This is a genomic window from Mesorhizobium robiniae (assembly GCF_040545535.1).
Lineage (GTDB): Bacteria > Pseudomonadota > Alphaproteobacteria > Rhizobiales > Rhizobiaceae > Mesorhizobium > Mesorhizobium robiniae.
Window position 1 is genome coordinate 361,708 of sequence record NZ_JBEPMC010000006.1, and the last position, 12,626, is coordinate 374,333.

The following is a 12,626-nucleotide window of genomic DNA, read 5'->3' on the forward strand; positions in this document are numbered from 1 at the left end:
CGCCACATGTGCCGCTCAAGGACACTCAAGAAGACACCTTGGGACAGGCGGCCGATACTGGGGATCGCGATGAAGCAGGCAGCCACCGCCGACGGTCCGCAACTCACCGTCGTCGATTCCAAGCTTATGAAGCGGGTGTTCTACGTGTTCGCGGCGCTGGCAGTGCTTTCGGTGGCGATCAGCCTTGGCGGCAAATGGTTCGGCCGCTCGATCGCCATGGCCGGGTACACCGACGACACGACGATTTACGAGGTTGTGATCGGCAACAATGTCATCGCCGCGCCGGCCAATGTCATACGCTTCGACCAGGCCCGGCGCGACGGCATCGCCTCGCGCCTCGACCTCTATCTGCGCTATCCCGAGATGGACGGCTACAGTGAGGCCACCCGCGACGATTTCAACAACACCGGACCTCGCAAGAACATCATCTTCCTCTCGCTCGAACGGCAGATAATGTCGCGCGACATGAGCGGCCGCTTCGCGCCGATCTACAGCGCACTGATCGCCCAACCCGGCACATCAGGCCCAGGCGGCACGACGCTCTACGGCTTCACTGAAAAATCAGGCTATCTCAACGAGGTGCTGGCGGTCGGCAATCGCCGGGGCAAGGACCCGTTCGTGGCCCGTTGCCTGAGCGGGCCGAGTGCTGCGCAATCGCTGGCGCCTTGCGAACGCGACATCCTGGTCGGCGACAAGCTCAGCCTCACCTACCGTTTTCCCAAGGAATTTCTGGTAGACTGGCAGGCGCTCGACGCAGCCATCGCCACCGAGGCTGCGCGTATGCTGAAGACAGGGCGGTAGAGCTTGATCAATCCGATCGGGATGAGGCTCTATCTTCTTGTTTGACCATGATCTTTTCCGATTGGCCAAATCCCATCGCGCCTTCGTCATCCTAGGGCGGAGCGACGCGAAGCGGAGCGCAGACCCTGGGATCCATTCCGTGGCATCAGCCGAAGAATGCAGCGGCTCAGAACGACGCTTGTGTGCTACCCTTCAACCATGACCCAGAGAGGTTCGAGCATTTTCGTGGGCAGGTAGCGTTTGGTTCCGGTCCGCCGGAGCACTGCCGATAGGTAACGGCATGGATCCCAGGGTCTGCGCCGCGTCGCTTCGCTCCTTGCTCCGCCCTGGGATGACGAAAGGGAGAGGAGGATTCGGCCAATCTGGAAAGTTTGTGATCTGCCGCTGAGTTCGGTCGCCGACCGGTCCTGCAGCAAGGCAGCTCCGGTCAGTTGCAACCCCCCCGGCTCAGGCCAGGTCGATGTCGAGGATGGCCATCGAGAAATTATAGTCGCCGTCGTCCTCGTCCTTGAAGACGATGCCGAGGAATTCGTCGCCGACATAGACCTCGGCCGAATCGTCCTTGCGCGGCCGTGCCTTCACTTCAAGCTTGGGGTTCTGGAAGACGCGCTTGAAATAGGCGTCCAGCTTTCTGATTTCGTCCGGCTTCAAAAGTCTTCTCCGATCGTCGGTCTTGCTCGTTTGAACGCGCTTCTGGCACGTCGACAATGGCGATGTAAAGGCAAGCCGGCGAGAGAACCAGACGCCACCCGGCGCATACAACCGGAATTCAGCCGTACGTCCGAGCGCCTTGGCCTCAGATATCGAAACTGACGACGTGGTCCATCGTCTGCGACGGCAAAAGCTGGTCCATCTGCCGCGAAGGCTGGTCGCAGCCGGTCTCGCCGACAACGCGGGCCGGCACGCCGGCAACCGTTTTGTTGTGCGGCACCGGCGACAGCACCACCGAGCCTGCCGCGATCTTGGAGCAATGGCCGATCTCGATATTGCCGAGGATCTTGGCGCCGGCGCCGATCAGCACGCCGTAGCGGATCTTGGGATGGCGATCGCCGCCGGCCTTGCCGGTGCCGCCCAGCGTCACGCCGTGCAGGATCGACACGTCATCCTCGATCACCGCCGTCTGGCCGACGACGAGGCCGGTGGCGTGGTCGAGGAAGATGCCTTTGCCGATGCGAGCGGCCGGGTTGATGTCGGTCTGGAACACCGAGGACGACCGGCTCTGGAGGTAGAGCGCGAAATCCTGGCGGCCCTGGTTCCACAGCCAATGCGCCAGCCGGTGGGTCTGGATGGCATGAAAACCCTTGAAATAGAGCACCGGCATGATGAAGCGGTCGCAGGCCGGATCGCGATCGTAATAGGCCTGGATGTCGACGCGCACCGTCGACGCCCAGTCCTTGTCGTCGGCTGCCATCGCCTTGAATGTCTGGCGGATGAGATCGGAACCGATATCCTGATGGGCAAGCCGCTCGGCCAGACGATGGATGACCGCTTCCTCCAGGCTTTCCTGGTTGAGGACGGTCGAATAGAGGAACGCCGCCAGCAGCGGGTCGCGGTTGACCGCCTCCATCGCTTCGTCGCGGATCGAGCGCCAGATCGGGTCGATCGGCTTCACCATGGTGGGGCGGGCAATCGTAACACTGTTCATCTATGGTCTCCGGCCATCTACCGTCTCCGGCTTGGCGGCTTGCCTATTCTACGGCCGCACATATAAGCAAAATTATAGCACGGTTGAACTCAATTTTCCTTAGTGCTTTGTCAAATGGATTTGGTTCACGGAAATTCAAGCGGCCATGGAAAACGAACCCTTGATCGACGAGCCGCTGAAGCGCGAGCTTTCCGCGCTCTACCGGGCCGAGAGCCGCCACTATCACAGCCTTGCCCATATCGAGGCGATGCTGACGCTGGCCGGCCAGTATCGGGCATCCCTGCACGATCCTGAGGCGGTCGAGGCGGCGATCTGGTTCCACGACGCCATCTATGACAGCCGGGCCAAGGACAACGAAGCCAAGAGTGCCGCCCTTGCCGAGAAAAAGCTTGCCGGTCGCACAGATGCGGAACGCCTCAGCCGCGTCGCGGCGATGATCATCGCCACCGCCACGCATGAATTGCCGCACTTTGACGACGACAATGCCGTCCGCGACGCAGCGCTGTTCCTCGATATGGACCTGGCGATCCTGGGTGCGGCGCCTGACGCCTTCGATGCCTATGAACAGGCGGTCCGCCGCGAATATGGCTGGGTGGAAGAGCCGATGTGGCGTGCCGGCCGCAGTGCTGTTCTGAGGAGTTTCCTCGCCCGTCCGCATATTTTTCACACCGAAGAATTCCGGCATCGGCTCGAACCGCAAGCCAGGCAAAACGTGGCGCGATCGATCGAAGCGCTAGAGGCATAACAGGTTCTAGTCCGGAAACATCTCCATGCGTTGCGCATAGACCCTGAACCCGGCACGCCCGTAGACCGATTGCGCGCTGGGATGGTCGTGGGTGTCGGTGTGCAGCCAGAGTTTTTCGGGCCTATGCGACCAGACGGCGCGGAGCGATTGGTCAAGCAAGTAAGGTCCAAGCCTACGGCCCTGGAAAGCGGGAATCAGCCCAAAATGGGTCAGTTCGACGGCCGGTTGGCCAACGCCGGTAAATTCACACAGGCCGGCGGCCTCGCCATCGACGCGCAAAACGTGAATATGCGTCGACGGGTTGGCGAGAAGGTCTTCGAGCTCGCTTGAAGACATGCGCAGCCGCTGGTCCCATTGCACAGACTGGCCAACGGCGCGGTAGAGGCTGATGTAATCGGCGATGCCAAGCGTTTCGCGCGTAACCGTCGCGTGTAATGCCGGGGCGGGACAAGCGTCGCTGGACGGCGGCTCCGTCATCTCCAGATAGGTGACGAGAAGGTCGACCATGGCAACTCGCGAAAGGTTTGAGAACTGAGACTTGCGGCCTGGCTAGATCAGCGCCGGATCATGCGCGGCGGCCACTCGTTCAAAGCGGATTTTCGGCATAGAACTCCAGCACCCGCTGCTTGAAAGTCTTGTCGCCGACGGCCAGCATGTGGTCGCGGCCGTCGATGTGAAACGCCTTGGCGTTCGGCATCAAGACGGCCAGTTCGTCGGGCGAACCGGCGATGTCGTCCTTGGTTCCCACGGCAATCAAGGTCGGCTGCGCAATGCGCGCGACATCGCCCTCGCTCATTGACGCCCGCGAACCGACGATGCAGACGGCAAGCGCCCGCCGGTCGCTTCGGGTCTGGTCGGCGAAGGCGCGAAACGATCGGCCGCGTGCATGGCTGATCGTGCTCGGGTCCTCGGCCAGCAGCGCATCGGCGATCGGATCCCAATCGCCGACGCCATCGACAAGGCCGATACCAAGGCCGCCGAACACCAGTGTCGCCACCTTGTCCGGGTCGGAAAGCGCCAGGAACGCCGACACCCGCGCGCCCATCGAATAGCCCATGATATGGGCGCGTTCGATGCCGAGATGGTCGAGCAGGGCCGCAGCGTCGGACGCCATCCGGTCCGGCGTATAGGCGGCCTCGTCATAACTTTTCGACGAGGCGCCATGGCCGCGATTGTCGAAGGCGATGGCCCGGTAGCCGGCATCGTTCAAGGTCTTGAACCAGCCGGGCGACACCCAGTTGACGTAATGGCTCGAGGCAAAACCGTGGATCATGAGCACCGGATCGCCCTGCCCCGATGCCGGCTGGCGGTCGAGGAAGGCGAGGTCGAAACCGTCATGGGAGAAAAACTGCATCTGCGACGGATCCTGCGCGTTCAATTGTGCGCAGTGCCGATTGCCGGGTGACGCAACAAATCGCCGTCCTCGATGCCGCTCCTGGCGGCGGTGCCCGCCTTGAGCTCGAGCACGAAGCGAACCGGCTCGCCGGGCGAGATCATCGCCTCGGATTGCGGCTCGCCTTGCTTGATCGCTCGTATCTTGCCGTCCTGACCGACAAAGATCAGGTCGAGTGGCATCGGCGTATTCCTCATCCAGAAACTGACATCCCGAGGTTCCTCGAACACGAACAGCATGCCATGATCGTCAGCCATGTCCTCGCGAAACATCAGGCCGGCCTCGCGCTCCGCGGAGGTGTCGGCGATTTCGATTGAGAAGGAGCGTTCGCCGCCTTTCGTCACCGCGACCAGCGGCTGCGGGTCGACGGCAAGCACCATCGCCCGGCTGTCTGCCGAAGCCGGTTGCTGCGAATGGAAGAAAGCGCCCGTGGCGACGATAAAGGCAATCGCAGCGCAGACTACGCCCGTTGTCAGCCAGTTCCTGTGAGTCATCCAAAATCCTCGGCCGGAAATCGTCCTAGACCATGATCCCGAACCGTAGGTCGGAAAAGATCATGGTCAAGCAAAAGCACTAAGGCGCATCGCGATGCGACCTTAGTGCGAGACCGGCAAGGTACCCATATCCGGGTGAATTTCGGCAGCCATAAGGCCTTTGTCGCCACGTCCGAAGCGGACCAGCACGACCTGCCCCGGCCTGAGTTCGGTAATGCCGTAGCGGCGCAGCGTCTCCATGTGGACGAAAATGTCCTCGGTGCCCTCGCCCCGGGTCAGGAACCCGAACCCTTTGGTGCGGTTGAACCATTTCACCAGCGCCCGCTCCAGTCCGCTTTCCGGCGTCACCGAGACATGAGTGCGCTGCTCCTGCATCTCCGCCGGATGGACCGCTGTGGTGAGATCCATGGAGAGCACACGGAACGCCTGCAATCCACGCTCACCGTGCTTGACGAGACAGACGACGCGCGCGCCTTCCAACGCGGTCTGGAAACCGTCCTTTCGAAGACACGTCACATGGAGGAGAATATCGCCGGAAGCGCCGTCATCGGGAAGAATGAAACCGTAACCCTTGGCCACGTCGAACCATTTGATGGCGCCGGCAATCTCGACAAGATCGGCCGCGTCGTCGCTCTCGCCCCTTCGCAAGGCGTTACCGATTCCGTCCCGCCCCATGAAAGAGGCCTTTTCCCCCATAAGAACGCCCCCTTTTTCCAAGAATACCGCAACTGATTCTTGACGTTAGATTAACACTGCCGCTTCCGGTCTGTGCAAGACCTGACGTGCCTTTTTTCACGGTTGATTGCAGGAATACCGGAATTGTCGTTTGCCGGCGCGGCCGGGTATCGGCAATTGCCCTTTGGCCGGGCGGCCCTTATGTTTCGCCGCAACGCAACATTTTCGAGGAAAATCACATGCGCTACCTCCACACCATGGTCCGTGTCGCCGACATCGATGCATCGCTCGATTTCTACTGCAACAAGCTTGGCCTCAAGGAAGTGCGCCGCCACGAAAACGAACAGGGGCGCTTCACGCTGATCTTCCTCGCCGCTTCCGAAGACGAGCAAAGTGCCATCGCCGAAAAGGCGCCGCTGATCGAGCTTACCTACAATTGGGATCCTGAAGACTACAAGGGCGGCCGCAATTTCGGCCACCTCGCCTACGAGGTCGACGACATCTACGCCACCTGCCAGCAGCTGATGGACAAGGGCGTCACCATCAACCGGCCGCCGCGCGACGGCAACATGGCCTTCGTCAAATCGCCGGACGGCATCTCGATCGAGCTTTTGCAAAAAGGCCCCGCAAAGGCCAAGGCCGAGCCTTGGGCCTCGATGCCGAATACCGGAAGCTGGTAGCCAATCACACTATCGGGAAGAATCCATTCATGCCGACCAGCCATGTCGATGTCGCCACCGAACATGCGAGCCGCTATCTGCAGCAGCTCTGCAAGCACTGGGCGCACAAGTTTCCCGTCGAATTCGACCCGAACCACGGGACGATCAATCTCTCACTCGGCCGTACGGTTCTGGACGCCGATGCGGCAGCGCTCCACATCGCGGTAAGCGCCGACGAAGCCGGCTCGCTGGAGCGCCTGGAAACGGTCGTCGCCGACCACATCAAACGCTTCGCTTTCCGCGAAGAGCTGACATTCGACTGGAAGCGGGCGCCGGCAGCGTAGACGGCCTCCTTCAGCCGCCTCGTTCAGCCGCCTTGGCCGGCAATCTCCAGCAGCGCCAGCACCGTGCGCCAGTTGCGCGCGGTGCCGGGCACTTTCAGCGTGCGCGGGATGAGGTTGGCAAACACCGATTTGCCGAGACCTTCCGGTGCATGCAGGTAAAGCACGTCGCCCTTGATCTCGAAGCTTTCAGGACCGGTGCATTTCTGCGAAAGACGGGCCGTCTCCTCAGGTGTCGGCGTGCGCTCCAGCGCATAGGCGTGAAGCTTGGTCGGCTCTCCGGCGATCTCCGGATAAGGGTTTTCAGCCGCCAGCCGCTCGAGCCAACCGAGATCGCGCACCATGATGCGCGAATAAAACCCCCATTTCTTCTCGAAGGCCGCTTCCAGCTGTCTGGTCAGCGTAGCCGCATCACCCTTTGCCGAGCGGAACACGACGTTGCCGCTCTGCACATAGGTGGCGACATCGCGAAAGCCGAGCTCCTCGTAGAACGACCGGAGTTCGGCCATCTTGACGATGCGTTTGCCGCCGACATTGATGCCGGAAAATAGCGCGACGAAGGTTTTCGCCCGGGCATTCATATTTGATCACTCATAGTCGGGCGCTCATATGATGAACCCGGCCAGCGTCTCATTGTCGGTGATGTCCTGATATTGGACGCCCTCGGCCTCGAAATTAGCGTTGAGCAGCTCGAAATTGCGGCGGTCCTTGGTTTCGATGCCGATCAGCACCGAGCCGAAATTGCGCGCCGATTTCTTCAGATATTCGAAGCGGGCGATGTCGTCGTCGGGTCCCAGCAATTCGAGGAAGTCGCGCAGCGCGCCCGGCCGCTGCGGAAAGCGGATGATGAAGTATTTCTTCAAACCCTCAAAGCGCAGCGCCCTTTCCTTCACATCCGGCAGCCGCTCGAAATCGAAATTGCCGCCCGAAACCACCGCCACGATGGTCTTGCCTCTGATTTCCTTCTTCGAAAAGTCCTTGAGCGCGTCGATCGCCAGTGCGCCGGCCGGTTCCAGCACCACGCCTTCGACATTCAGCATCTCGATCATGGTCGCGCAAAGCCGGTTTTCCGGGATCAGCCGCACGGCATCAGTGGCAAACGCCCTGAGATGCCGCAACGGTTCGCGGCCGATCTCGGCCACCGCCGCGCCATCGACGAAATTGTCGACCTTGGCGAGCTTGATGCGCTTGCCGGTGGCAAGGCTCTCGCGCAGGCTCGGCGCGCCGGCCGGCTCGCAGAAAACGAAGCGCATATCGCGGTGCTGGTCGGCGAAATAATGCGTGACGCCAGCGGCCAGGCCACCGCCGCCGACCGGCAGCATGATGATATCAGGCAAGCGGGCGTCTGGCATCTGGCCTGATATCTCGTAGGCGACGGTCGCCTGCCCTTCGATGATGTCCTTATGATCGAACGGCGGCACCATGTGCGCGCCGGCGCTTTCGGTGAATTCGAAGGCGGCGCGGTAGCAGTCGTCGAAAAAGTCGCCGACCAGCCTGATCTCGACGAACTCGCCGCCGAACAACCGCGTCTTGTCGATCTTCTGCTGTGGCGTCGTCACCGGCATGAACACCACGCCCTTTCTGCCGAAATGACGGCAGACGAAGGCAAATCCCTGCGCATGATTGCCGGCGGAAGCGCAGACGAACAGCTCGGCATCGTTGCCGGCGTCGAGCGCCTTGCGGAAGAAGTTGAAGGCGCCCCTGATCTTGTAGGAGCGCACCGGCGACAGGTCCTCGCGTTTCAGCAGAATCCGCGCTCCCGTCTTCTTCGACAGATAGTCGTTTTCCTGCAGCGGCGTCTCCGGGAAAATCTGGCGGATCGCGGCAGCGGCGGTAGCGACGCGGGAGGAAAAACTGTTCATGGCAGGATCATCCGGGGTCGCCTTGCGCGCGTTTGATCCCCGCCTATTGCATATCCGGCTTAGCAAAGCCATTGTCCGGCCGTCATGCGTGCCCGCCAAAGGCATTCCCAAAACCCATGCAAGCACTTGGAGGCATTTGTTCATGCCTGCCGCCGTTCTGGCTTTCGCGCAACAGTGCGGTGGCCGTCGCCAGACGCTGAGCGGAATTCGGCTGGACATGACTTACTTCTGCCGCACTTCGACTGTCCGGGAGGGTTCGCGGAGGTTGGAGGCCTTTAGGCCGGAGTGGAATTTCAGAGTTGAAGAAGATTTGTATCATTGCGCTTGCCTTGCTTGTCGCCGGTTGCGGCGGCCGGCAAACCGAGGAACTGCTCGGCAGCGCCATTGTTTCTGCGCCGGTGACGGAAATTGCCGGCAACCACTCGATCTTCATCGCCACGACGCGCAAGCGCTCCGACGACCCCAGCAAGGTCTTCGACCGCGAGCGCTCGGCCACGCTGAACTATGCCCGCGTTAACGTCACCGTGCCGGGAAGCCACGAAACCGGCCGGATCGAGCGGCGCTCGCGCGGCAAGTCGAACGACCCGGCCAAATACTTCATGGCGTCCGAGGTCGTCGGCTACGACACCGCGCCGCAATTCTCCAGCGCGCTCAGCGCCGACATCGCAGCGCGCGGCGGCCGCGTCATGGTCTTCGTCCATGGCTACAACACCGGCTTCGACGCCGCAGTCTACCGCGTCACCCAGATCGCCCATGATTCCGGTTATCCCGGCACACCGGTGCTGTTTTCCTGGGCGTCGGGCGCCAAGACCAGGGACTATGTCTACGACAGGGAGAGCGCCAGTGCTGCCCGCGACCAACTGGAAGTGACGCTGAGGATGCTTGCCCAGACCGGCGCGCGCCGCATCGACATCGTCGCCCATTCGCTGGGAACCTGGGTCACCATGGAAGCGCTGCGCCAGCTCGCCATCAACGGCGACCGCGATCTCGGCGGCAAGCTCGGCGACGTCGTGCTGGCCTCGCCCGACATCGATGTCGATGTGTTCAAGAGCCAGATGCGCCGCTACGGCAAGCCGAACAAGCCCTTCATCCTGCTCCTATCCGACGACGACCGGGCGCTGCGGCTCTCCGGCCTGATCGCAGGCTCGCGGCCGCGCGTCGGCGACTACACGGACGCGGCCGACCTCGCCGACTATGGCGTGAGCGTCGTCGATCTCTCCAGCGTCAAGGGCTCGGATCGCTTCAACCACACCAAATTCGCCGACAACCCAGAACTGGTGAAGATGATCGGTCAGCGGCTGCGCGAGGATGACGGATTTGCCAGCGACCGCGAGGTTACCGATCGTATTCACCTGCTCGGACAGTAGGTGCGTTCAACGCCCAGTTCCCGAGGCTTTCGTGGTGCATGTTCACGATTGCGGCACCATCGGATCACTTTCAACTGGACCAGGCCGGCCTCTGGCTTTATCGAAATAGCGAGCGACGTCACAGGATTGACGTCCCCCTTGCGGGAGCCTGCGTGATCGTGCGTTCGAAGATTTTTCTCGTCGTTGCGTTTGCGCTCGCTGTTACGGGCTGCGCCGGCCGGAAGACACACGACCTTCTCAACGCGACGACCGTGACGGTGCCTGCCTCCGACATAGCGGCCACGCATGAGATCTTCGTCGCCACCACCCGCAAGAAAGCCACCACCGATCCGCGGCAGGTGTTCGATGGCAATCGGTCGCTGACCACCAGCTTTGCCCGGGTCGAGGTGACGGTTCCGAAGATCCATCAGCTTGGTGCAATCGAGCGCGTCAAAGGGTCCGCCAGCAATCCGGCGAAGGATTTCACCGCGACGAATGTTGCCTTCTATGAAGACGCCCCGCAATTCGCCAAGGCGGTCGGCGCCGATATCGCCATGCACGGCAACCGCGCGCTGGTTTTCGTGCACGGCTTCAACAACGGTTTCGACGACGGCGTCTACCGGCTGACGCAAATCGCGCACGACACGAAATATCCCGGCACGCCGGTGCTGTTCTCATGGGCGTCGAGCGGCAAGACCACGGGCTACATCTACGACAAGGAAAGCGCCAATGCCGCGCGCGACGATCTCGAACAGACGCTGCGCATGCTGGCCAAGACGAAGGTCAAGAGCATAGACATCATCGCCCACTCGATGGGCACATGGGTGACGATGGAGGCGCTGCGCCAGCTTGCCATCACCGGCGACCGCGATCTCGGCGACAAACTTGGCTATGTCATCCTTGCCTCGCCCGACATCGATGTCGACGTGTTCAAGAAGCAGATGATTCGCTACGGCAAGCCCGACAAGCCGTTCGCCATCCTGCTTTCGGGCGACGATCGCGCCCTCAGGCTCTCCTCCCTGATCTCCGGCGACAAGCCGCGCGTCGGCGATTATGGCGATGCGGCCGACCTCGCCAGCTATGGCGTTTCGGTGGTCGACCTGACCAAGACGAAAGGCGCCGACCGGCTGAACCACGCCAAATTCGCCGACAACCCGATCCTGGTGCAGTTACTCGGCGACCGGCTGCGCGCCCCGGCCGGTCTGGCATCGGACGAACCCGCCCCGGCCCAGCTCGACAATCTCGGCCAAGGCATCGGCAAGGCCGTCGGCTCCGTCGCCGAGATCGTCATCACCACCCCGTTCAGAGTGCTGACCATCGCCACCGGCGGGTGAGTGACGGACAACGGGACTTGCCGCTGGCGACCCGATCGGCAGGAGGGCGCCGGTTGGAAATTCCATTCTCGGACCAAGCTGTGCCGGGCTTGCCGGATCAGTAGGATATCTCGCCATCGACAATTTCTGCTTCACGGTAAGGGTCCGGTTTGAAAACCCCTTCGCCGCTCATTACTGACATTGGAGCCACAACTGCCGCTCGCGCTGCGGAACCGGCGAGACTAGCCGTCCTGGTCGCCGCCATCCTCACTCGACCTGCGAAGGTGGCCTGCCCTCCTTCCAAAGACTGGCCGGCCAAGCCCCGCCCGAGAAGGCGAATCATTTCGGGGCTGTCCGCGAACGCATTGTGGCCGAGCGGATCATGTTGATCGACGGCGCTCGCGTCGATCACGGTTATCCCGAGCCGCTTGATATCAGCAGAGTAAGGACCGAGATCGACGCCCCCGACAGCTCCGACGCGATTGATGCCGCCCGAGATCAATCTTGAAACCTCCAGCGCCTTGTCCTCAGTCGAGGTGAAGATGGTGAAATGCGGCAGCTTTGGCCCCATCTCAATGATTTGGCGACGAAATACGTCCACGTCGATGTCCGGCGACGCCAGGATGACATTGTTGATCTTGGCTGGAATTGTCCCGTTGCGCATGCCGACGCCACGCAGCGCCTCCGCCGTAAGCCAGGCTCCCATAGAATGGGCGAGTATCGTGACTTCGCCTACGTCGGGGCTTCCGGCGGCTTGAAGGATCATGTCTTCCAAAGCCCGACGCGAATAGTTGGTGCTTTCCTTGTCGTAGAGATAGCCTGACACGCTGGCGCGCGAAGGCCAGGTGAAGAGTATCGGCGCTGCATCCGTTCCGGAATCATGAACGATCTGGGCAAAGCGGAAGACCGCGTCAGAATAGCTGCTGTTGAAACCGTGGACGAAGATGACCGCCTGCCGTTTGGCGTTCCGGCTCTTGCGAAACCACCGCAGGACCTGCTGTTCCGATGCGACTTTGCCGACCTTCAGAACCGCAAAGTCCTTCTCGGGATTGGCCGGCACGTGCGAGGGCCACTGGACCTCGCCGATTTTGCGATTTCGATCTGGGGGAATGGAGACAACGATGCTGTTGAATGAGATCGCCGTTCCTCTGTCGCCAGAATAGAGCCGCCCGGGATCCTCGACCGGCTTGCGGGTCGTCGCGACAAGCATGTCCACCTGAGCGGCATCGCCGCCGGGGGCGAGCGCAAGCGGCTTGAGCACGCTCTCCGGCCGCGTCGCGCAGGCAGCCAGGGCGCACAGGATAATCGGCGGCAAAAGGAATGCACGGCACCAGGAGCGAAATGCCGTCACG

At 61.7% G+C, this 12,626-nt stretch carries 15 protein-coding genes; 6 read left to right on the forward strand and 9 right to left on the reverse strand.

Annotated elements, in window-relative coordinates; genetic code table 11:
- Nucleotides 1-69 precede the first annotated feature (69 nt).
- Nucleotides 70-801 carry a hypothetical protein gene (locus ABID19_RS19015; protein ID WP_354492464.1) on the forward strand — a complete coding sequence of 244 codons (732 nt, stop codon included), beginning with the start codon at nucleotides 70-72 and terminating at the stop codon, nucleotides 799-801.
- A 447-nt stretch (nucleotides 802-1,248) separates the two neighbouring features.
- On the opposite strand, the gene ABID19_RS19020 is transcribed toward ABID19_RS19015, so the two are convergent.
- Together ABID19_RS19020 and cysE are read right to left on the reverse strand one after the other, a co-directional pair.
- Entirely contained in the window at nucleotides 1,249-1,452 is a 204-nt protein-coding gene (locus ABID19_RS19020; RefSeq protein WP_013531334.1) for a DUF3126 family protein, read from the reverse strand.
- 145 nt (nucleotides 1,453-1,597) lie between these two features.
- The gene (gene cysE / locus ABID19_RS19025; RefSeq protein WP_354492465.1) at nucleotides 1,598-2,446 is read right to left on the reverse strand and encodes a serine O-acetyltransferase; all 849 of its coding nucleotides are present in this window, start codon (nucleotides 2,444-2,446) and stop codon (nucleotides 1,598-1,600) included.
- Nucleotides 2,447-2,591: 145 nt separating this feature from the next.
- Here cysE and ABID19_RS19030 point away from each other — a divergent pair, with 145 nt between their 5' ends.
- Nucleotides 2,592-3,191: an HD domain-containing protein gene (locus tag ABID19_RS19030; RefSeq protein WP_354492466.1), complete on the forward strand. Its 600-nt coding sequence runs from the start codon at nucleotides 2,592-2,594 to the stop codon at nucleotides 3,189-3,191.
- Between the two features lie 6 nt (nucleotides 3,192-3,197).
- On the opposite strand, the gene ABID19_RS19035 is transcribed toward ABID19_RS19030, so the two are convergent.
- The 4 genes from ABID19_RS19035 to ABID19_RS19050 all read right to left on the reverse strand — a co-directional run bounded on the left by ABID19_RS19035 (nucleotide 3,198) and on the right by ABID19_RS19050 (nucleotide 5,774).
- A complete protein-coding gene (locus ABID19_RS19035; protein ID WP_354492467.1) occupies nucleotides 3,198-3,698 on the reverse strand; it encodes a GNAT family N-acetyltransferase in 501 nt (166 codons plus the stop codon).
- Nucleotides 3,699-3,777: 79 nt separating this feature from the next.
- Nucleotides 3,778-4,545, reverse strand: a complete 768-nt coding sequence (locus ABID19_RS19040; protein WP_354492468.1) for an alpha/beta fold hydrolase — start codon at nucleotides 4,543-4,545, stop codon at nucleotides 3,778-3,780.
- A gap of 20 nt (nucleotides 4,546-4,565) precedes the next feature.
- Complete coding sequence (locus ABID19_RS19045) at nucleotides 4,566-5,078, reverse strand: DUF192 domain-containing protein (protein ID WP_354492469.1); 513 nt, start codon at nucleotides 5,076-5,078, stop codon at nucleotides 4,566-4,568.
- A gap of 102 nt (nucleotides 5,079-5,180) precedes the next feature.
- Nucleotides 5,181-5,774: a cold-shock protein gene (locus tag ABID19_RS19050; RefSeq protein WP_435528745.1), complete on the reverse strand. Its 594-nt coding sequence runs from the start codon at nucleotides 5,772-5,774 to the stop codon at nucleotides 5,181-5,183.
- A gap of 218 nt (nucleotides 5,775-5,992) precedes the next feature.
- On the opposite strand from ABID19_RS19050, the gene gloA reads away from it, so the two are divergent.
- Both gloA and ABID19_RS19060 read left to right on the forward strand, forming a co-directional pair.
- Entirely contained in the window at nucleotides 5,993-6,433 is a 441-nt protein-coding gene (gene gloA, locus ABID19_RS19055) for a lactoylglutathione lyase (protein WP_354492471.1), read from the forward strand.
- A gap of 29 nt (nucleotides 6,434-6,462) precedes the next feature.
- Complete coding sequence (locus ABID19_RS19060) at nucleotides 6,463-6,756, forward strand: DUF2218 domain-containing protein (RefSeq protein ID WP_354492472.1); 294 nt, start codon at nucleotides 6,463-6,465, stop codon at nucleotides 6,754-6,756.
- Nucleotides 6,757-6,779: 23 nt separating this feature from the next.
- Here the strand turns inward: ABID19_RS19060 and ABID19_RS19065 are convergent, their stop codons facing one another.
- Both ABID19_RS19065 and ilvA read right to left on the reverse strand, forming a co-directional pair.
- Nucleotides 6,780-7,334, reverse strand: a complete 555-nt coding sequence (locus ABID19_RS19065) for a DUF1697 domain-containing protein (RefSeq protein ID WP_354492473.1) — start codon at nucleotides 7,332-7,334, stop codon at nucleotides 6,780-6,782.
- Nucleotides 7,335-7,358: 24 nt separating this feature from the next.
- Nucleotides 7,359-8,615: a threonine ammonia-lyase IlvA gene (gene ilvA, locus ABID19_RS19070; protein WP_354492474.1), complete on the reverse strand. Its 1,257-nt coding sequence runs from the start codon at nucleotides 8,613-8,615 to the stop codon at nucleotides 7,359-7,361.
- Between the two features lie 299 nt (nucleotides 8,616-8,914).
- Here ilvA and ABID19_RS19075 point away from each other — a divergent pair, with 299 nt between their 5' ends.
- Together ABID19_RS19075 and ABID19_RS19080 are read left to right on the forward strand one after the other, a co-directional pair.
- On the forward strand, nucleotides 8,915-9,982 hold the full coding sequence (locus ABID19_RS19075) for an alpha/beta hydrolase (protein ID WP_354492475.1): 1,068 nt from the start codon (nucleotides 8,915-8,917) through the stop codon (nucleotides 9,980-9,982).
- Between the two features lie 152 nt (nucleotides 9,983-10,134).
- Nucleotides 10,135-11,295 carry an alpha/beta hydrolase gene (locus ABID19_RS19080; protein ID WP_354492476.1) on the forward strand — a complete coding sequence of 387 codons (1,161 nt, stop codon included), beginning with the start codon at nucleotides 10,135-10,137 and terminating at the stop codon, nucleotides 11,293-11,295.
- Nucleotides 11,296-11,392: 97 nt separating this feature from the next.
- On the opposite strand, the gene ABID19_RS19085 is transcribed toward ABID19_RS19080, so the two are convergent.
- Nucleotides 11,393-12,625: an alpha/beta hydrolase gene (locus ABID19_RS19085; RefSeq protein ID WP_354492477.1), complete on the reverse strand. Its 1,233-nt coding sequence runs from the start codon at nucleotides 12,623-12,625 to the stop codon at nucleotides 11,393-11,395.
- Nucleotide 12,626 lies beyond the last annotated feature (1 nt).